This is a genomic window from Oceanobacillus massiliensis str. N'diop (assembly GCF_000285495.1).
Lineage (GTDB): Bacteria > Bacillota > Bacilli > Bacillales > Amphibacillaceae > Oceanobacillus > Oceanobacillus massiliensis.
Genome location: NZ_HE610976.1, coordinates 1,129,934 through 1,148,367, shown reverse-complemented (window position 1 = coordinate 1,148,367; position 18,434 = coordinate 1,129,934). Strand labels below are relative to the sequence as shown.

General features: G+C 42.0%; 22 protein-coding genes. 1 reads left to right on the top strand and 21 read right to left on the bottom strand.

Going from position 1 to position 18,434, the window contains the following annotated elements; genetic code table 11:
- Positions 1 to 130: 130 nt before the first annotated feature.
- The 5 genes from rsmA to metG all read right to left on the bottom strand — a co-directional run bounded on the left by rsmA (position 131) and on the right by metG (position 6,149).
- Positions 131 to 1,009 carry a 16S rRNA (adenine(1518)-N(6)/adenine(1519)-N(6))-dimethyltransferase RsmA gene (gene rsmA / locus OMHG_RS05440; RefSeq protein WP_010648979.1) on the bottom strand — a complete coding sequence of 293 codons (879 nt, stop codon included), beginning with the start codon at positions 1,007 to 1,009 and terminating at the stop codon, positions 131 to 133.
- Positions 1,002 to 1,568, bottom strand: coding sequence for a ribonuclease M5 (rnmV, locus tag OMHG_RS05435; RefSeq protein ID WP_010648977.1), 567 nt, complete (start codon positions 1,566 to 1,568; stop codon positions 1,002 to 1,004). The genes rsmA and rnmV overlap by 8 nt, the downstream gene beginning before the upstream one ends.
- Before the next feature lie 81 nt (positions 1,569 to 1,649).
- A complete protein-coding gene (locus OMHG_RS05430; RefSeq protein WP_010648975.1) occupies positions 1,650 to 2,879 on the bottom strand; it encodes a G5 and 3D domain-containing protein in 1,230 nt (409 codons plus the stop codon).
- A gap of 267 nt (positions 2,880 to 3,146) precedes the next feature.
- A complete protein-coding gene (locus tag OMHG_RS05425; protein WP_010648974.1) occupies positions 3,147 to 3,917 on the bottom strand; it encodes a TatD family hydrolase in 771 nt (256 codons plus the stop codon).
- Between the two features lie 207 nt (positions 3,918 to 4,124).
- Positions 4,125 to 6,149 carry a methionine--tRNA ligase gene (metG, locus tag OMHG_RS05420; RefSeq protein WP_010648973.1) on the bottom strand — a complete coding sequence of 675 codons (2,025 nt, stop codon included), beginning with the start codon at positions 6,147 to 6,149 and terminating at the stop codon, positions 4,125 to 4,127.
- A 322-nt stretch (positions 6,150 to 6,471) separates the two neighbouring features.
- Here metG and OMHG_RS05415 point away from each other — a divergent pair, with 322 nt between their 5' ends.
- Positions 6,472 to 6,747: an AbrB/MazE/SpoVT family DNA-binding domain-containing protein gene (locus OMHG_RS05415; RefSeq protein WP_010648972.1), complete on the top strand. Its 276-nt coding sequence runs from the start codon at positions 6,472 to 6,474 to the stop codon at positions 6,745 to 6,747.
- Positions 6,748 to 6,845: 98 nt separating this feature from the next.
- Here OMHG_RS05415 and rsmI read toward each other — a convergent pair whose 3' ends face one another.
- The 16 genes from rsmI to dnaX form a co-directional block, all read right to left on the bottom strand.
- Complete coding sequence (rsmI, locus tag OMHG_RS05410) at positions 6,846 to 7,721, bottom strand: 16S rRNA (cytidine(1402)-2'-O)-methyltransferase (protein WP_010648971.1); 876 nt, start codon at positions 7,719 to 7,721, stop codon at positions 6,846 to 6,848.
- Positions 7,722 to 7,736: 15 nt separating this feature from the next.
- Positions 7,737 to 7,988 (bottom strand): GIY-YIG nuclease family protein, encoded by a 252-nt coding sequence (locus OMHG_RS05405; RefSeq protein WP_010648970.1) that lies wholly within the window; start codon positions 7,986 to 7,988, stop codon positions 7,737 to 7,739.
- The gene (locus OMHG_RS05400; protein WP_010648969.1) at positions 7,978 to 8,721 is read right to left on the bottom strand and encodes a tRNA1(Val) (adenine(37)-N6)-methyltransferase; all 744 of its coding nucleotides are present in this window, start codon (positions 8,719 to 8,721) and stop codon (positions 7,978 to 7,980) included. The genes OMHG_RS05405 and OMHG_RS05400 overlap by 11 nt, the downstream gene beginning before the upstream one ends.
- 163 nt (positions 8,722 to 8,884) lie before the next feature.
- The gene (yabA, locus tag OMHG_RS05395; protein WP_010648968.1) at positions 8,885 to 9,241 is read right to left on the bottom strand and encodes a DNA replication initiation control protein YabA; all 357 of its coding nucleotides are present in this window, start codon (positions 9,239 to 9,241) and stop codon (positions 8,885 to 8,887) included.
- A gap of 14 nt (positions 9,242 to 9,255) precedes the next feature.
- Complete coding sequence (locus OMHG_RS05390) at positions 9,256 to 10,080, bottom strand: PSP1 domain-containing protein (RefSeq protein ID WP_010648966.1); 825 nt, start codon at positions 10,078 to 10,080, stop codon at positions 9,256 to 9,258.
- A gap of 6 nt (positions 10,081 to 10,086) precedes the next feature.
- Positions 10,087 to 11,076, bottom strand: coding sequence for a DNA polymerase III subunit delta' (holB, locus tag OMHG_RS05385; RefSeq protein WP_010648965.1), 990 nt, complete (start codon positions 11,074 to 11,076; stop codon positions 10,087 to 10,089).
- Between the two features lie 65 nt (positions 11,077 to 11,141).
- The gene (locus tag OMHG_RS05380) at positions 11,142 to 11,573 is read right to left on the bottom strand and encodes a YaaR family protein (protein WP_010648963.1); all 432 of its coding nucleotides are present in this window, start codon (positions 11,571 to 11,573) and stop codon (positions 11,142 to 11,144) included.
- A gap of 32 nt (positions 11,574 to 11,605) precedes the next feature.
- Positions 11,606 to 11,935, bottom strand: a complete 330-nt coding sequence (locus OMHG_RS05375) for a cyclic-di-AMP receptor (RefSeq protein WP_010648960.1) — start codon at positions 11,933 to 11,935, stop codon at positions 11,606 to 11,608.
- 15 nt (positions 11,936 to 11,950) lie between these two features.
- Positions 11,951 to 12,577 (bottom strand): dTMP kinase, encoded by a 627-nt coding sequence (gene tmk, locus OMHG_RS05370; protein WP_010648958.1) that lies wholly within the window; start codon positions 12,575 to 12,577, stop codon positions 11,951 to 11,953.
- 21 nt (positions 12,578 to 12,598) lie between these two features.
- The gene (locus OMHG_RS05365; protein ID WP_010648956.1) at positions 12,599 to 14,008 is read right to left on the bottom strand and encodes an aminotransferase class I/II-fold pyridoxal phosphate-dependent enzyme; all 1,410 of its coding nucleotides are present in this window, start codon (positions 14,006 to 14,008) and stop codon (positions 12,599 to 12,601) included.
- A 187-nt stretch (positions 14,009 to 14,195) separates the two neighbouring features.
- Positions 14,196 to 14,387: a sigma factor G inhibitor Gin gene (locus OMHG_RS05360; protein ID WP_010648955.1), complete on the bottom strand. Its 192-nt coding sequence runs from the start codon at positions 14,385 to 14,387 to the stop codon at positions 14,196 to 14,198.
- 71 nt (positions 14,388 to 14,458) lie between these two features.
- Positions 14,459 to 14,722, bottom strand: coding sequence for a pro-sigmaK processing inhibitor BofA family protein (locus tag OMHG_RS05355; protein WP_010648953.1), 264 nt, complete (start codon positions 14,720 to 14,722; stop codon positions 14,459 to 14,461).
- 193 nt (positions 14,723 to 14,915) lie between these two features.
- Positions 14,916 to 15,128, bottom strand: coding sequence for a YaaL family protein (locus OMHG_RS05350; RefSeq protein ID WP_010648952.1), 213 nt, complete (start codon positions 15,126 to 15,128; stop codon positions 14,916 to 14,918).
- Positions 15,129 to 15,180: 52 nt separating this feature from the next.
- Positions 15,181 to 15,777: a recombination mediator RecR gene (recR, locus tag OMHG_RS05345; RefSeq protein ID WP_010648951.1), complete on the bottom strand. Its 597-nt coding sequence runs from the start codon at positions 15,775 to 15,777 to the stop codon at positions 15,181 to 15,183.
- 117 nt (positions 15,778 to 15,894) lie between these two features.
- Positions 15,895 to 16,209 carry a YbaB/EbfC family nucleoid-associated protein gene (locus OMHG_RS05340; protein WP_010648950.1) on the bottom strand — a complete coding sequence of 105 codons (315 nt, stop codon included), beginning with the start codon at positions 16,207 to 16,209 and terminating at the stop codon, positions 15,895 to 15,897.
- Positions 16,210 to 16,313: 104 nt separating this feature from the next.
- Complete coding sequence (gene dnaX / locus OMHG_RS05335) at positions 16,314 to 18,014, bottom strand: DNA polymerase III subunit gamma/tau (RefSeq protein WP_010648948.1); 1,701 nt, start codon at positions 18,012 to 18,014, stop codon at positions 16,314 to 16,316.
- Positions 18,015 to 18,434 lie beyond the last annotated feature (420 nt).

The window sequence follows — 18,434 nt, the reverse complement described above, 5'->3', positions numbered from 1 at the left end:
ATATACGCCTGTTCCTAATGGAAAGCTAAGTCACACGACGCTTGAATCTGAATACTGGACCCTTTGCCGGAATCGTTATCCGGATATATTAAAAATAGCCACTGCCTTCATAGAGACAATAGCTATTTCCTCATTTTCTATCGTTGTAAAACGCATTTGCAAGCAGGGCAAATTCCGCCATATCAAGCGATTCTCCGCGTCTTGTACCATCAATGCCGATTTCCGTAAGAAGCACATCTATTTCTTCTTTCGTATAGGTTTCCTTAAAATAACTCGTTAGATTATTGCGCAATGTTTTTCTCCTTTGGGCAAAGCTTGCCTGAACAAGGGTGAAGAAGAAATCCTCATCATCAACCTGGACTGGCGGATTATCCCGCATCACGAGATGAAGGATGCTGGAGTCAACATTCGGCTGCGGCATAAATACACTTTTGGGCACAGTCATCACAACGCTTGCCTCCGTATAATACTGTACAGCAACCGTTAAGGAACCATAGCTTTTATTATTCGGCTTAGCAGCCATACGTTCAGCAACTTCCTTTTGAATCATGACGGTTAGGCTTGTCACCGGCAATTTATCCCGGACAAGCTTCATTAGGATAGGGGTCGTAATATAATAAGGCAAATTTGCAACGACATGGACTTCCTGTTCTGGCTTGAAATGTTCACCTATCACCTCAGCAACATCGGCTTCCAGGATATCCTGATGAATGATATCCACATTTGAATAGTCCTGCAGCGTATCCTTCAGTATCGGCAAGAGCCGCTGGTCAATTTCGAATGCAACCACTTTATCGGCATGTATTGCCAACTGTTCCGTCAACGCTCCCATTCCCGGACCAATTTCAATTGCTCCTGTATGTTGATCGATTCCCGCATGTTTAATTATATTTTCCAGCACATTTACATCCACCAAAAAATTTTGCCCGAGACTCTTTTTAAAAGAAAACTTATATTTATTTAGAATTTCTTTCGTTTTTGAAGGAGTAGCTATATATTTTTTAGTCATCGTTTTCCTCCTGTTGTAATGCTTGTACTGCCTGTTCAAATTGCTTTTTGGTGATTTGAAACTGCGTTAGCCGTTTTAAAAGCTGTTTTCCATTAGTATGTCCGATTTGCAGCAGTTCACCAAGCTTTTCCCTTCGTGCGCTTGCTTGTGGTCCACCTAAAAGCCCACATGCCAGCAGGTCGGACTTATCTATCTCACTCTCGCTTATTTCAGCCAGCTCATAAACATCCTGCAGTGCCCCTCGTATGGATTCGATACTAGCATGTTCGATCCCGAGGCTTTTGTTCTTTGGGTTTTTGGCCCTCGCCTGATCCCTTGTCAGAAAAGCATGCTTGCAGCCTGGAACAGCCTGATCGACGATATGGCGAATCCGTTCTCCTGGATAATCCGGATCGGTAAAAATAATGACACCACGTTTTTCCTTTGCGTGTTTTATCTTCGTTAAGGTATCTTTACTGACTGCAGACCCATTTGTTTCAATGGTGTCCGCATCGACCGCCAGACGGATCTTCGCTGTATCGTCTCTGCCCTCAACTACAATTATTTCTTTTATTCTCAAGTTATTTCCTCCATAAAAAATAATGCTCTTATCATCATAGCATGATAAGAGCATTTTTTCCCATACTTTGTAACTGTATGATCAATCCAGTATTTTAACTTGAACCGTTTTTACACCCCACGAATAGGCTGCAGATTTGGATGGGACGTGGACATCAATACGATTTCCTTTAATATGCCCGCCACTGTCACCTGCAATCGCTTCTCCATAGCCTTCCACCCATACCTTAGTTCCTAATGGAATAACACTTGGGTCGACGGCAATTACCTTCTTATTCGGGTTGGCTTTCAGATTAATTCCTGTAGCAGTATATCCCGAACAGCCGCTGCAGCTTGCAGTAAAGGCGCTGGCAGTCATGGTAACCGTCTTGCCGCTGCTACTAGTACCGCCAGTTCCCTTATCTGACTTTGTGCTGGCTAAAGTAACGAGATTTGCTTCTTGCTTTGGTTCTTCTTTTGTTCCTACAGCAACAACACGATTGACACTGTCTGTGACTTCTTCATCCATTAATTCACGGTCAACCTCTTTGCCGTTTTCTTTGGTAACTTTATATACCTTCTTTACCGTTCCCTCTTTGCCTTCAGAAATGACTTCTTCTTTGCCTTTCAGAAGAGAATCATCCTCACGTTTCTCTGTATCAAATGCAAGTGATTCTGTAACAACCTCTTCTTCTTCCGTGACACGCACGATTGAAATATCGTTGCCCTTTTTCACCTTCGCATCCAGTGCAGGCTCAATTTTATCAGCACTGTTCTGGTCATATCTTACCTGCGCTTTGGCAAGCAATTCGCCTACTGTTTCGTCTGTTGCCCATACCTTTTTCGCTTGTTCGCCGTCATGGATGGTAACCTCGTATGCAGTTGAAACTTCTATATGTAATCCATCTTCGGTTGCTTCTGTTGCACTATGTGACATAACATCATGATCTGTGAATGAAAGATTCTCTTCTGCCAGAAACGCTTCAATTGTTTCAGCGGTAGTATAGTAAGTCTCTTCTTTTCCATCGATGCTTACAACTACTTCCTTGGCGGCATCATAATTAATTTTCATTCCGTTTTCGATTAACTGCTCCAAATCATGGGATAGAACATCATGTTCTCCAACGGTTATTCCTAGTTCATCAAGCAAGCCTTCTACAGTATTTGTGTGTGTATTAACCGTTTGCTCTTTTCCGTCCTTTGCAAAAACTACTTCCGCTTTCGTTGCTTCAAATAGTACAAATCCAGAAAATACAAGTAGCGCCATAACACCAATACCCGAAATAACCAGCTTCATTTTCGATGCCGGCATTAGCTTTGAAAAAATTCGCATGCTCCTGCCTCCTTATTCCCAATCGATTATATGGACTGTAATAGGCAAAGTCAAAGCAATTCCGTTTACGATTACTTTACAGTTTTATTACATACGCCTGTCCATTTGAGAAAATAAAGGAAAAATGTGGCGCGAATGACTGATATGGCAGGAGTTGGAGATTGTAACAAAAAATGTAAAAAAGGGATTGACTTGTGTATCAATCCCTTGATTTCCATCAAAAACAGCAGCAAATATTACATAAATTTTACTGTAAGGATGCAATAACTATCCGTTTATCCCAAAAAACTTCAGCCCGTTTTTTGTCGTAATATCACTAATTTCTTCAACATCCATTTCCCTTAATTCAGCTATCTTTTCTGCCACCAGCTTCACATAAGCTGGTTCATTTCGCTTTCCCCGATTCGGATGGGGTGCTAAAAATGGTGCATCTGTCTCAACCAATAGTCTGTCCAGTGGCACCTGTTTGGCAACTTCTTTCGGAAGCGGAGCGTTTTTAAAGGTGACAGGGCCTCCAAGGGAGATGTAGAAGTTCATATCCAAGCATTCCTGTATAAAATCGACAGAGTCGTTATAGCAGTGCATGACGCCACCTATCTCTTTTGCATCTTCCTCTTTGAGAATTTGAATGATATCCTCCGTCGCTTCCCGGTTGTGGATGATGATTGGCATACGTACTTTTTTCGCCAATCGAATTTGCTTGCGAAGCACCTCTTTTTGGATGTCCTTTGGTGACTTATCCCAGTGGTAGTCAAGCCCCATTTCACCGATTGCAACTACTTTCGGATGGCTTGATAATTCCTCTATCCAGGCTAGGTCTTCTTCTGTCATATCAATCGCATCAACTGGGTGCCAGCCGACTGCTGCATAAATCGTTTCATTTTGTTCTGCTATTTCAAGTGCAAGCGGGATTGTCTCACGGTCAAAGCCGACGACAACCATATAGTTGACACCTGCGTCAAATGCCCGCTTAATCGTTTCTTCACGATCTTCTGCAAACTGTTCTGCATTTAAATGTACATGTGTATCAAATAGCATCATGCTCATCCTTTTCCTTTTTTAATTTGGCTGTCTGGTATTTGGGAGTGCTATATAAAACGCCATACACAACAGCTAAAGAAACACCCTGCTAAGGCTTTTAGCAGGGTATGATAATCAATTATAGATTTATGGCAGAAATACCCCTGTCCCGTCCTGGAAAAAAAGGCAGATCCGATCCCTAACAAGTGCAAAAACTGGCGGATGTTAAGCTATTTCCGACCCATTCGGAACATTATCCGGTGCTTCAATCACTTGTAACTCCCCATCTTTTTCAGCTGAAAGGATCATACCTTGACTGATTTCGCCTCGCATCTTCCTAGGTTTTAAATTGGCGACAATAACGACTTTTTTACCAATTAGATCTTCTGGATTCGGATACCATTCTGCAATACCCGACAAGATTTGACGATGTGCCTTGTCACCAGCATCAAGACGGAACTTCAATAGCTTGTCCGCCCCTTCCACTTTGCCGCAGTCAATGACTTCCGCTACCTTCAATTCAACCTTATCAAAGTCATCATATTTAATTTGTTTATCTTTTGCAGACAGCAATTCTGTCTCCGTCGGGTTCCAGTCATTCTCCTCTTCATTATCCTCAGGGGCTGTTGGTCCGCCAGCCATTTGCGCACGAATATAGGCAACTTCCTCTTCCACGTCTAAACGAGGGAAGATCGGTGTTCCTTTTTTCACTACTTTTGTATGCTGCGGGAATCCACCGAAGCTGACTGTTGACCATTCACCCGCCGCATCACCTTCCACGCCAAGCTGCGTGAAGATTTTTTTCGGAGCATGTGTAAGGAATGGCTGAAGCAAAATAGCGGCAACGCGCAAGCTCTCTGCCAAATGCGCCATCACACTTGCCAGTTCCGCTTCTTTTCCTTCTTCTTTAGCCAATTTCCATGGTTCTGTTTCATCAATATATTTATTAGCACGTGAAATCAATGTCCAAATGTGTTGGAGTGCACTACTGAATTGCATAGTTTCCATTTCATCCTGGTAATCTTTAATTGATTGCTCTGCAGTCGCCTGCAGATCCTTATCGAAAGCTGTCACAATACCATTATAGGCAGGTACTTCTCCGCCAAAGTATTTGTTGATCATCGCAACGGTACGGTTCAGCAGATTACCCAAGTCATTGGCCAGATCATAGTTCATCCGTGAGATGAAGTCTTCTGGCGTAAATACGCCATCACTGCCAAATGCCACTTCACGCATTAAGTAGTAACGTAAGGCATCCAGGCCATAGCGATCCACCAGCATTTCCGGATAAACGACATTTCCTTTGGATTTCGACATTTTTCCGTCTTTCATTAATAGCCATCCATGTCCGAAGACCTTTTTCGGTAGCGGGATATCAAGGGCCATTAGCATGATCGGCCAATAAATCGTATGGAAGCGCACGATTTCCTTCCCTACCATATGTACATCTGCCGGCCAGTATTTATCATAGAGGCTAGTGTCCTCTGTTCCATAGCCAAGTGCTGTAATATAGTTGGCTAATGCGTCAATCCATACATAGACAACATGCTTCGGATTGCTCGGCACTTTTATTCCCCAGGAGAAGACCGTCCGGGATACCGCCAAATCTTCCAGGCCTGGTTTAATAAAATTATTTATCATCTCATTTTTACGGGATTCAGGCTGAATAAAATCAGGATGACTATTGTAATAATCCAATAGACGATCGGCATATTTACTCATCTTGAAGAAGTAGGACTCTTCCTTGATCAATTCAACTGGATGTCCGCTATCAGGCGATTTACCGCCGATTACATTGCCATCTGCATCACGTTCCACATCAACTAGCTGTGTTTCTGTATAGAATGTTTCATCAGGGATGGAATACCATCCTTCATACTGATCTAAATAGATATCCCCTTGAGCCAAGAACCGTTCAAAAATATCTGCTACCACTTTTTTATGCACCGAATCTGTTGTCCGAATGAATTTATCATTACTGATTTCGAGCAATTTCCATAAATTCTGCATGCCCTCTGCCATACCATCAACATATTCCTTAGGGGTTATCTTCAGTTCATTCGCTTTTTGTTCAATTTTCTGCCCGTGCTCATCACTACCTGTCAGGTAAAAAACATCAAAACCCTTCATTCTCTTATAACGTGCCATTACATCACAGGCAATCGTTGAATAGGCATTACCGATATGTAACTTACCGCTCGGATAATAAATTGGTGTAGTGATATAGAAAGACTTTTCTTTCTCTGACATACATGTACCTCCTTATTCCATACCATCATTTATATTATAAAATCTATTGTAGCTATTATAACGCAATTTGCCAAATACTGTGCAGTATCAGGCAGATATACAGTTTCATATGAATCAGTTTGCCGCATACAATAGATTGAAAAAATTTTCAAAATACTGGAAAATTATGTTGACATATGAAAATATTGTTGGTATTCTATTTCTAATATAGATGTCGAACAATGGCGATTTTTTTTAATTACAAAAATATTAATGGTAAAATAGGAGCAAAATCTTTATTTATTAAATGAATCGTGTTTTACCAGCCTTAGGGGAGGAAACAATGAAGTCTACTGGAATTGTACGTAAAGTCGATGAACTGGGTCGGGTGGTCATACCTATTGAACTTCGTCGTACACTGGATATCCATGAAAAAGATACAATGGAAATCTACGTGGATAACGACAGGATTGTCTTAAAGAAATACAAACCTAATATGACTTGTCAGATTACAGGTGAAGTTTCAGACGAAAATCTGACGTTGGCCGATGGCAAGCTAGTCCTCAGTTTAGAGGGTGCAAAGACACTGTTGGATGAAATACAAACCCGGATAAAATAAGTATTGCCATTTTTTTAAGCAAAATAAACGAAATAAACAAAATACGAACTCGCAAAAAGAGCTGATACAGTACGCGTCAGCTCTTTTTATGCTTTCCCTTATTCAATATGGTAGGCTTGATAGACATCCCTTTTCGGAACATTCCTGTCGACAGCTACTTGCTTAATCGCATCTTTACTCGATAGTTTGTCCAATTCGATATAATAGTCGACATGTTCCATAATGGTCATTTCTCTCCACCATTCCGCATCCTCTGCCGATTGTTCACTTTCATCCCCGCCTTCAACGATGATCACAAATTCCCCCCGCATCTCATTCGCTTCCGCCCATATGAGCAGCTCGTCTGTCGTTCCGCGGATAAATTCTTCAAATCGCTTTGTGAGCTCCCGGGCCAGTGCAATTCTCCTGGAACCAAATACGTCCTGAATCGCCTTCAAGGTATCCTTTATTCGATAAGGTGATTCATAAAATAGCAGGGTTGCGCGCAGACCCTTAAGCCGGTCCAATTCTGCTGTCTTATCTTTCTTCTTCCGGGGCAGAAATCCATAGAAATAAAATTCTTCTGCGGGAAGACCGGAACCGACAAGTCCGCATAACGCAGCATTTGCTCCAGGCAGAACGACGACTTTCAGCTCCCTTTCAATAGCTGCCTGAACAATCTCAAAACCCGGATCCGATATAGCCGGCATGCCGGCATCACTGACAACAGCAATCAGCTCCCCATTTTCAATCCGTTCGAGTAATTGATCCTCCCGTGCCAGCTTATTGTGTTCATGGTAGCTGATTAATGAAGTTGGAATATCAAAATGATTCAGGAGCTTCCTCGTATTCCTCGTATCCTCTGCAGCAATTAGATTAGCAGACCGCAAAATATTCAATGCTCGATATGTAATATCCTCCAGGTTTCCGATTGGAGTGGGAACAACATAAAGTGCACCCTGTGTTTCATCGTCAAAGCTCTTTTGTACGTTCATATGTCAGACCTTCCTTTAACAATCTTGAATGAGTTGCATTTTTTCTTTTCGGGAAAGCTGTTTTATCTGGTATTCCTTCTGCATCGCCGCTTCTTTCGAGGAAAATCTTTCAACAAAAACGACTTTAAACGGACCTCTGCCTCTAGTATACTTCGCACCTTTACCACTTTCATGCATCTTCAACCGGTGTTCGAGATTATTCGTGTAGCCGGTATAGAGCGAATCATCCTTGCAGCGCAGCATATATACAACATGCTCATTTTCCATAAATGATTCCCTCTGCTTCCTTCGTATAAGAACCATCATTTTCATAAATATATAATGGAGGCAATATCTTTAAGTCGGCTTTCCCATCACGCACACCTTCTATCAAAAGCATATTGGCTTCCTTGCCTCTTTTTGGATAGACCAGTCTCATCCGCTTCGGTTCCACATTATATTTTCGGAAAAGCTCCATGATATCTACGAGGCGTCCCGGCCTGTGTACCATTGCAACCTTCCCACCTGGCCGAACATGCAATTTACAGGCTTTAACGACATCCTCTAACGTGCAATAAACTTCATGTCTGGCAATCGTCAGGAATTCATTATGATTATGTTCCGTTACAGAAGGGGTTTTAAAGTAAGGGGGATTGCAGGTTACGACATCAAAACAGCTCTGCCCCAGTACAGGCTGCATTTCTTTTAAGTCGCCATGAACGATATCTAATTGGGCATTAAGTCCATTCAGCTCAATATTGCGTGCAGCCATCTGATAGATTCTCTCCTGAATCTCTACACCAGTAATATTAGCCCGCGTTCGTTTGGATAAAAGGAGAGGGATAACCCCATTTCCTGTACACAAATCCAATATCGAACCCCTTTTTGCCGGTACATATGCGAAATTGGCAAGCAAAACGGCATCAAGGGAAAATGCAAATGCCGTCGGACTTTGAATAATTTGCATATGTTCATCATTCAATAAATAATCAAGTCTTTCATCATCAAATAACTGTACCATCATTAACTCCTTATATTGTTTCCAGTTGCTTACCTATATCGTTAAGCTGATATTCAATCTTTTGGAAATCACCGAATTGAAAAGAAAGCTGCCTCTATATGAGACAGCAGGGGAGGCCCTCTAAAGGTGAGTGGCGTATGCCCTTCCCTTTTAGAAAACCTGTCTATTTTGTTTTGTCAAAAAAATCAAGACAGAATATACAATCCTCATTCCTTCTTGGACTGCCAAATTCCAGATTACAAATATGAAACCCTTCTTCATAAAGCCTGGCCAGATTATCGTAACCCTCACCTGGATGGTTTCCTTTGGAAGATCCAGACCCTTTTGTGGCAGTTTTTTCACTTATCGCTTCTGTATGGTCTTCCAGATGGTGACGTAAATTATGATTTTCAACGGCAAGCCGGTGATTTTCCTCAAGCAGATCACTTAGCTTGCCCTTCAAATCACCCAATTGCTCATATAGCTCACCAATCTGCTTTTCCATATCAGAGACCTGGTCAAAAATTTCTCTGTTTCCCACGCCCACTCACCTCATCATTCTGTGGCTTGCGCTAAAATTCCTTCTTCTATTAATTCATCTAATGTATATTCAACGACGCGTTCTTTCTCTGGTATTTCAATTTGGACGAGGCGTTCAAGTATATTTAATCCAACTACTTTCCCTTTTCCAAATGGGGTTTTTATCGATTTCCCAATATCCGGCAAATCACGCTTCGCTGTTTCATAGTCATCATTTTCATACTTGAGGCAGCACATTAATCTGCCGCATAAGCCGGAGATTTTTGCCGGATTCAAAGAAAGATTTTGGTCCTTTGCCATTTTAATGGATACCGGTTCAAAGTCTCCCAGAAAAGTTGAGCAGCAAAGCATTCTGCCGCATGGGCCAATCCCGCCAAGCATTTTCGCTTCATCACGCACACCAATCTGACGAAGTTCAATCCGTGTTTTAAACATGGAGGCTAGGTCTTTCACCAGGTTTCTGAAATCAACACGACCATCAGCAGTAAAATAGAAAATAATTTTATTGCGGTCAAAAGTGTATTCTACCTCTACCAGATTCATTTCCAGCTTATGCTGTTTGATTTTATCTGAACAGATGTGGAAGGCCTTTTCAGCCTGTTCCTGATTCTCCACCACCGTTAATTTATCTTTCTCATCGGCAACGCGGATTACCTTTTTCAAAGGAAGGACAACATCCTCTTCATCCACATGCTTATTGGTTATGACAACCTTTCCAAATTCGATACCGCGAACGGTCTCAACAATAACGTAACTATCCAGGGAAATAACTTCTTTTCCTGGATCAAAATAATATATTTTACCCGCTTTTTTAAAACGGACACCAATAACCTCTATCATTATTTTTCACCTCTGTATTTGAAGTGCCAGCTGTTCAATCACAAGTGTTGGTTGAACATTTTGCTTCAATTTCCTTTTTGCCTTCAGAACGAGATTCAAAATATTCACCAGATGTTCCTGCGAAAAGGTCATTGCAGCCTTTTCAACGAGCGCATCATCCGGGGCGAAAAATACAAAAGCCGTTTCATTCCCTATATGATAATAAAGGATATCCTTAAAAGCCAGAAGCATTAGATCCATTCCTTGCTCTTGCTCTTTACGATTTTTAAAATGAGTCACCCACCGATTGTGAATAAAGATATAGACGTCTTCAGGCTTTATTGTATACATTTCAATCAATTGTACCACTAAATTTCTTGCTTCTGCAAACCACTCATCTTCATTCCATTGCACTGCATCATCATAATTATTGGTTAGTGCACTCATCAGCACTGCATTATTTTTTGTCATTCCATTTTCAATCAGCTGTTTTTGAAAAGCTGCGGTATTCAGCGGCTGTAAATCAATCACCTGACAGCGTGAACGAATGGTCGGTATAATCGACTGGCTGTTCTCTGTCAGCATGATTGCCGTTGTCTCTTTACTCGGTTCCTCCAGAAATTTGAGGATTCGGTTCGCTGCATTTACTGTTAATGTGTCTGCGTCTTTAATGACATAAACCTTCTGATTCGATTCCAAACCAGAATAGGTGAATTCTTTTTGGAGATTTCTTACCTGTTCTATTTTAATCGATTGTCCATCCGGCTCGATCCAATGCACATCGGGATGATTGCCGGAAGCAATCCGCTTACAATTATTACATTCGTTACAGGGCTCGGTACCCTGTTTATTACTGCAGAACAGTCCTTTTGCAATCAGTAAAGCAATTGCTCCTTTTCCTGTTCCGCGTTCACCATGAAGCAAATACGCATGAGAAATCCGGCCTTTTTTTATACTATTCGTTATAATTCTGCTTGCTAACGGCTGCACCTGGGCAACCTCAGACCATGTCTTCATAGTACCCGCCCTCATAGTATAAATTTCCATTGGGCGCTGTATCATCATCCCCGCCATTTGGAAACTTACGTATATATGTTAATCAGCAATCCCTTTATTTCTCCGATTAGCCCAAGGATATCCACTGTCTTCTTTTCCTGGTTCATAATTTCTTCTGTCAGTTCAATCAGTTTCTCATCCACTTGTTTGACAATGGATAAATTGCGATTGCCATTCAAGCCAAAACTATGTGATTTCTGCATACTATAGCCATTATGGACCGTTTCCTGCAGAAAACCTTTCACCATCCGTTTAAACTTCGCCAACTCCCGGAATGACCGGTAACGGGCGAGTTTATTGCCTTGATTGGTTATATTTTTAATAAGCTGCTGTAATTCCTGCTGTTTTAGGCTTTGCGTCTGGGACTGAACCATCTTACCGAAAGCTGGATTGTCTGTACTCACTTGTCGTGTGTACTTCGGCTCGGTCTTCGCTTGCATTTCGTTGGAGATTTTCACCAGTTCAGCCCCCTTTTACATGATGATTATACTTAATACTGGAAAAACGATTCAATTGGCAAGATAAATACCGTTGCCCCGCCAACTTCAACTTTAACTGGTTTTGGAATATAGGAATCTGCATTTCCTCCCATTGGAGAGATTGGGGCAACCATTTGTTCACGATGGGAGCAGTTGTCCTTGATAATTTTGAGGGCATTATCTACATCATCATCATTACAGCCAACCATTAGCGTTGTGTTTCCCTCTTTCAGAAATCCACCTGTTGTCGCGAGCTTGGTTGTCTTGAAATCTCCTTCACCCAAAGCATTGATTAGCCGATTGGAATCCTTATCCTGAATAACAGCGATGATTAATTTCATGTGCTTTTGCCCCCTCTATTTTAATTTAGATATAATACGATCAAACGCGGCCTTTTCAACAGCCTCCATGGATTGGTCTGCATTTATCGTCTGAATCCGATTGGGAAATCGTTCCGTAAGAATCTGGTAGCCTTCATATACCAATTGATGGAATTGAAGATTTTCCAAATCCAGCCGATTTCTCTCCCTATCTTTATTCGCCGCGATGCGGTCCAAACCCTTTTTTGGATCGATATCAAAAAACAAGGTTAAGTCCGGCATGCAATCCTTAATGGCAAATTGGTTAATGGTAAATACCTCGTCAATTCCCAATCCGCGTGCATGCCCCTGATATGCCAGACTGCTGTCGATAAAACGGTCACAAAGAATAATTTTCCCTTGCTTAAGCGCCGGTGCCACTTTTTCCACTAAATGCTGTCTGCGCGCTGCTGCATATAAAAGGGCTTCTGTGCGCCCTTCCATTTCGGTATTGTTCGGATCAAGAATGATGCTGCGAACCTTTTCTGCAATGTTAATGCCCCCAGGCTCTCTTGTCATGATCACATCGTACCCCGAATCCTTAAGCTTGTTGTATATTGCATGGAGAATCGATGTTTTACCCGCACCCTCGCCGCCTTCAAATGTTATAAAATACCCACTCATGTATGTGTCTCCTTCATCAAATCAATAAACCCTGATGCCTGATTCGCGCTGCTGGATGCGTACACCCTGGCCGCGAAGCTGTTCGATTGCTTCAATATGTGCTGCTGTGATTTTTTCTCCTTTTAAGATGAAAGGAATTCCCGGCGGGTAGGGAATTACCGCCTCAGCTGCTATATGTCCAATACCTTCTGTGAAGGGGACTTGTTTGTATGGTAATTTGTTCATTGCCTCATAGGACAAAGCTAATTCCTGAATTGGCTCGGCAAAAAGCTTTGCTACATTCATTGTAGCATGATTTGAATGATTTTTTAATTGTTCCATTACGCTTTTTACCGTTTTTTTCAACACATCGGTCTTTTCAAATGAGGAAAGACCATGGATAAATAGGATTTGATTATGTGTAACAAGCTCGGGATAGATATTTTCATTTTCAAATAATGTCGCTATTTCTCTGGCAGAATGTGATTGTTTCACGTGAAACGTTATTTTCAGTGGGTCATCCGACGGCAGTATATCCCAGTATGCCTCCTGCTTTAATATATCCCTTATACCCTTAACACTTTGCAAAATAACCACGACATCTTCTGGCTTTAGGGTTGCCAGGAAAGAACGGGCAATATCCAGCGAGGCCATAATCGGATAGGATGGGCTGCTGGACTGTATCAGTTGCAGGAAGTGGGCGATTCTCTCCTTTGAAACCAAGCTGGAATTTATATGTAAAAAGGATGCCATCGTCATCGCTGGAGCCATTTTATGTGCGGACTGTACGACAACATCTGCACCTAATTGCAAGGCAGAAGGCGGAAACGGGCCCCCCAATGCAAAATGAACGCCATGTGCTTCGTCAACAAGTACAGGTATATTGTAGCTATGTGCCAATTGAATCATTTCTTCAATCGAATAGGTCTTTCCAAAATAGTCTGGATAGGTGAGAACAATTGCTTTTGCATCCGGATGTACCCTAAGGGCTTCCCTCAATATGGATAGTGAGGGGTTCGTATGCCGACGCATCTCGTCATCATACTCCGGGGCAATAAAAACAGGCTTAGCGCCGCTTAACTCCAGACCATTCATAATGGATTTATGGCAGTTGCGCTGAACAATCACCTCATCGCCCGCAGAACATACCCCTAATATCATGGCCAGATTTCCGGCGGTACTTCCCCCAACCAAAAAGAAGGTTTCCTCCGAACCGAAAAATTCAGCAGCAAGCCCCTCTGACTCTGCAATCGATTCTGCAGGAGCATGGAGGTCATCCAAACCAGGTAGTTCTGTCATATCCAGTTTGAGGATTTGTTCAAAATAGTTCCTTGCAGCATCGGGAATTATGATGCCATTCTTATGTCCCGGAACATGAAACGATGTTGGTCCTTCTGATGCGAATTGCTTCAGTTTTTCAAAAAGCGGCATCCTAAGCTGATCCTTATTCATTGGTTAATCCCTCTCTGCATGTAATACCTACATCTTAATGCAACAAAAAAAGCCTTTGCAAGCAAAGACTTTTCCTTTTTGGGGAAGGTAATTGCGTTTGATTGATTGCGGACCATATCGGTATAGCTGGCCGCCTCCCCTTTTATCGCTGTATGGTGCTCCATCTAATTTATGAATATAAATGCTTCTATGAATATAATTTTGGTTGATTGATATTTTTTAACTTTTGCAGGTAGTAATTGTATTTATCTTCTCTTGGCTCTGTATGAATCATATTATACTCGCAGTCTGTACAGATGAACATCGTGTATAAATGAATTCCGGTTGCCTTTTTTTCTTCACAAATGCCACATTGCTCATAGGAATCATACTGTTTCATTTCCCCACCTCCGTTTGGAAATTAGTATCTCCTAATCTAACGAAAAGTATACAAGGAAACTTATTAGAATTTTAGAGTATGAATAAATGGATAGCGGCAAGGGAGGCAAGGCCAAACAGTCCAAGGAACCCAGACACTACCGCAGTAAAAAGATTAATAGGAATGTGCAATCCAAGTACACCGCCGAAAACATTAAAGAAGAATAAAAACAGAATGCCTATACCAAGTTTAACCGTAGCCTGTCCAATAAACTTCATCGGTTTAACCGGTGCACCGACGAATAGCAAAATAATAATCAACCCGACAATGATGGAAATGACAATTGAAGAATTCAATTCGAATCAACCCTCTTCCTGGACCTCTTTTTAGTAAACTATGAAAAAAAGGCATAAAAAAGAACCAATTCAAAAGCTGTCCTTCGTTTTTTGTTTGATTTGCGCCTACTGGGTTAATGGATATTGCAGATATTAAAAAAACAAGGGAAATGGCTTGCCGGCTCCCTTGTCTTTAACGACTGCTGCTGAACTATTAAACTCGCATTGCGCTGATTTTACGATGTCTGGCTTCACGCAGAAGAAATAGATACTTCGCACGTGTCAGAGCTTCCTGATGGATTCCGCTCTGTGTCGGTTCAATGCTTTTTGCCACAATCAATTGCAGTTGTTTCCATTCCCGTTCAACGACAAAGATTGCATCCAGCAAATCACTATCCACATCTGTTTTTTTAATCCTTTTCCCCATGTTCTTCACCCAAATTCTACAATATGCTCAGATAAATCTCTTGAACAAAACGCTATAAATCTCTTCTACCCTCTAATGCCTTGGATAATGTCACTTCATCTGCATATTCCAAATCTCCGCCAACTGGAAGGCCATGGGCAATTCTTGTCGTACGAATTCCTGATGGTCTAACAAGCCGTGAGATATACATTGCTGTTGCTTCCCCTTCAATGTTCGGATTGGTGGCAAGAATAATTTCCTTCACCTCTTCATCCTGCAATCGATTGATTAAATCAGGGACATTGATATCCTCGGGTCCAATACCGTCCATTGGTGAGATTGCACCGTGAAGAACATGGTATTTTCCGTGATATTCTTTCATCTTTTCCATTGCGATGACATCTTTCGGATCCTGAACGACACAAATGATGGAATTATCTCTTGAGGTATCCCGACAGATGGCACATGGATCCTGGTCGGTAATATGGCCGCAAATGGAGCAATGTGTTAGTTCTCTCTTAGCATTGACTAACGCATTTGCAAAATTAAGCACATCATCATCTCGCATATTTAACACAAAAAACGCCAGACGGACAGCAGTTTTCGGTCCAATCCCCGGCAATTTAGTAAAACTGTCGATTAACTTTGATATCGGTTCTGGATAGTACATCAAGCTTGCCTCCTACAACATTCAAAAACGAAGGGCGCCCGGAAAATCTGCTGCCGGACGCCAGTACTTCATGCGGATAAGTGATTTACACTCCTATCACTTTTCTTATCCGTTTTATTAAAACATTCCAGGCATGTTCAAGCCTTTCGTGAATTGTCCCATGGTCTGGTTTGTCTTATCATCAATCTGCTTCAGAACCTCATTGGTTGCTGCGATGATAAGGTCCTGCAGCATTTCAATATCATCCGGATCCACAACTTCTTCTTTAATTTGAACGTCTGTTATTTCCTTTTTCCCGTTTGCAGTAATTGTAACCATTCCGCCGCCTGCAGTCGCTTCGAATGACATCTCATGTAACTCATCCTGTGCCTGCATCATTTTCTTCTGCATTTTTTGCATTTGCTTCATCATATTGTTCATATTTCCCTTCATGGAAATACCTCCTCGTAATTGTTGTTTGATTTGCAGGACGATACCTGCTGCTTGCTTTTTTCTGCCGCTGACCCGCTATCCAATTTGCTATGGGACGGCTTTACTTAATCATGTATTTCCAAAAATTCGTCTCCGAAAAGCTTTCGGGCCTCTTCCACTACCGGATCGGCCTCTTCCTTCTCGTCTTTTGGTTTTTCCTGTTTACTTATATATTCTGTACGCAGCTCCGTCCAGTCCTTATCAGGGATCGGAATAATGGTTAATGACCTATCCATTACACTGCCAAGTACAGATTCAACTGTCTCCCTATTGTCCAGAAACAGGGAACAGTGGATTTCGTATTTAAATGCGACAACAAGTGTGTCTGCTGATGCTGCTGCCGGTTTACTGTCCTGAATGGTAGCATGTGCTGGAGCGTTTGCTGTTTTCAGCTTACTTAAGAAGTTTGCCCATTGTGACTGCACCTGTTTTAAGGCAGGTTTTTCTGCCTGTCCCAGTACATCACGAATGCGCTCAAACGGAATCTTATAACCATTTTTTGACGTTCTTGCCGGCTGCTGTCTCCGTTTTTCCGCTGGAACAGCTTGTGCCTGGCCTGTTGCTGCCGGCTGCTGTTTAAGCATAGTAAGTTCTTTTTCCAGCTTGGCCATTTTATTGGAAAGCCTTGTAACTGCTTCAGAATCGATAGCACCAGAATCAGCTGGCGATGGCTCCTGTGTATGATAGCGATTTGTTATCGTCAAAATAGAAATTTCAATGAAAACCTTTGGACTATTGGTCCATTTGATTTCCTGCTGGCACTGATTGAGCTGCATGATCGCATCCTGAATCCATTCGGTCGATACCGATTCTGCCAATGCAAGGAAACTCTCATCGGCTCTTGCCCGCTCCAGCAACCCTTCCAAGGATGGGGCACTTTTGAATAGAAGCAAATCCCGCATGAAATAAATGAGATCATATACAAACCTTCCCGGATCCTTACCGCGCTGAATCAAATCATCCAAAAGTTTTAATGCATGCTCCACATCTTTTTCATACATCGCTCCGACAATCTCTGTCAGGATGGCCTGTGAGACTCCCCCGGTAACTGCCAATACATCTTCAAGTCCCACCTGGTCTTCACTATAGGAAATGGCCTGATCAAGGATACTCAACGCGTCACGCATTCCACCTTCAGCGGCCAATGCAACCGTTTCAAAAGCCTCCGGTGATACAGAGACATTTTCTGCTCCTACAATAGTTTTCATCCGTTCCACAATCGCTTGATTGGATATTGGTTTGAAGTCGAAGCGCTGACATCTGGAAATAATCGTCAATGGGATTTTATGTGGTTCTGTTGTTGCCAGAATGAAGATGACATGTTTTGGAGGTTCCTCCAATGTCTTCAGTAAAGCATTAAAGGCATTGATGGAAATCATGTGTACCTCATCGATGATATATACTTTATAAGGTACAGAGCTTGAAGCGTATTTTACTTTGTCACGAATTTCGCGGATATCATCAACACTTGTATTGGAAGCAGCATCAATTTCGATGACATCTGAAATAGACCCGTCCTGAATGCCGCGGCACGCAGAACATTCATTACACGGTTCCTTTACTGGTGCATGCTCACAGTTAATTGTTTTGGCAAAAATCTTGGCAGCACTCGTTTTTCCTGTACCTCTTGGGCCGGAAAACAAATAGGCATGCGAAAATTTCTCCTGAACAATGGCGTTCTGCAGTGTTCTTGTTATATGTGATTGTCCTACAACGTCTTCAAATGTTCTTGGACGCCATACACGGTATAAAGCCTGATAGCTCATAATACAGATTCCCCTCTATGATCTATTTCTAATTATACCCGATTTTAGGGTCGAATGTGAACCTTGGAACAATAAATATCACTATTTTTTGCAGTGTAACCGTTTTGTCCATTCATTCATTTTGAGCCGCCTTTTAAAAACGCTATTTTGCAAGTGCTTGATATTTCTAAACGTCGCATTTGAAAGAAACTGCGACACAACAGCAACCGCCGATTTCCGCTCCGTACAGTCGCTTTCCACGGCGGGCGCTCTCAGCTTCCTCGGAAGAAACCCACTTCCTGCGGGATCTTCAGCTGTTGCTTTTCTTCCTGTACTTCCCTGGTTTCTATCAGCCGTCTAAAATTATTTATGGATTTATTCTAATACAATCGAATAAGAATAAAACTCAATAAATACGATAACTGCTCCGGCCGATTTCCA

Coding starts and splice junctions, on each gene's coding strand:
- rsmA (WP_010648979.1), bottom strand. CDS start 1,009: ATGACTAAAAAATATATAGCTACTCCTTCAAAAACGAAAGAAATTCTA.
- OMHG_RS05430 (WP_010648975.1), bottom strand. CDS start 2,879: ATGCGAATTTTTTCAAAGCTAATGCCGGCATCGAAAATGAAGCTGGTT.
- OMHG_RS05425 (WP_010648974.1), bottom strand. CDS start 3,917: ATGCTATTTGATACACATGTACATTTAAATGCAGAACAGTTTGCAGAA.
- metG (WP_010648973.1), bottom strand. CDS start 6,149: ATGTCAGAGAAAGAAAAGTCTTTCTATATCACTACACCAATTTATTAT.
- OMHG_RS05415 (WP_010648972.1), top strand. CDS start 6,472: ATGAAGTCTACTGGAATTGTACGTAAAGTCGATGAACTGGGTCGGGTG.
- rsmI (WP_010648971.1), bottom strand. CDS start 7,721: ATGAACGTACAAAAGAGCTTTGACGATGAAACACAGGGTGCACTTTAT.
- OMHG_RS05405 (WP_010648970.1), bottom strand. CDS start 7,988: ATGGAAAATGAGCATGTTGTATATATGCTGCGCTGCAAGGATGATTCG.
- OMHG_RS05400 (WP_010648969.1), bottom strand. CDS start 8,721: ATGGTACAGTTATTTGATGATGAAAGACTTGATTATTTATTGAATGAT.
- OMHG_RS05390 (WP_010648966.1), bottom strand. CDS start 10,080: ATGATAGAGGTTATTGGTGTCCGTTTTAAAAAAGCGGGTAAAATATAT.
- holB (WP_010648965.1), bottom strand. CDS start 11,076: ATGAAGACATGGTCTGAGGTTGCCCAGGTGCAGCCGTTAGCAAGCAGA.
- OMHG_RS05375 (WP_010648960.1), bottom strand. CDS start 11,935: ATGAAATTAATCATCGCTGTTATTCAGGATAAGGATTCCAATCGGCTA.
- tmk (WP_010648958.1), bottom strand. CDS start 12,577: ATGAGTGGGTATTTTATAACATTTGAAGGCGGCGAGGGTGCGGGTAAA.
- OMHG_RS05365 (WP_010648956.1), bottom strand. CDS start 14,008: ATGAATAAGGATCAGCTTAGGATGCCGCTTTTTGAAAAACTGAAGCAA.
- OMHG_RS05360 (WP_010648955.1), bottom strand. CDS start 14,387: ATGAAACAGTATGATTCCTATGAGCAATGTGGCATTTGTGAAGAAAAA.
- OMHG_RS05350 (WP_010648952.1), bottom strand. CDS start 15,128: ATGGGGAAAAGGATTAAAAAAACAGATGTGGATAGTGATTTGCTGGAT.
- recR (WP_010648951.1), bottom strand. CDS start 15,777: ATGTACTATCCAGAACCGATATCAAAGTTAATCGACAGTTTTACTAAA.
- OMHG_RS05340 (WP_010648950.1), bottom strand. CDS start 16,209: ATGAAGGGAAATATGAACAATATGATGAAGCAAATGCAAAAAATGCAG.
- dnaX (WP_010648948.1), bottom strand. CDS start 18,014: ATGAGCTATCAGGCTTTATACCGTGTATGGCGTCCAAGAACATTTGAA.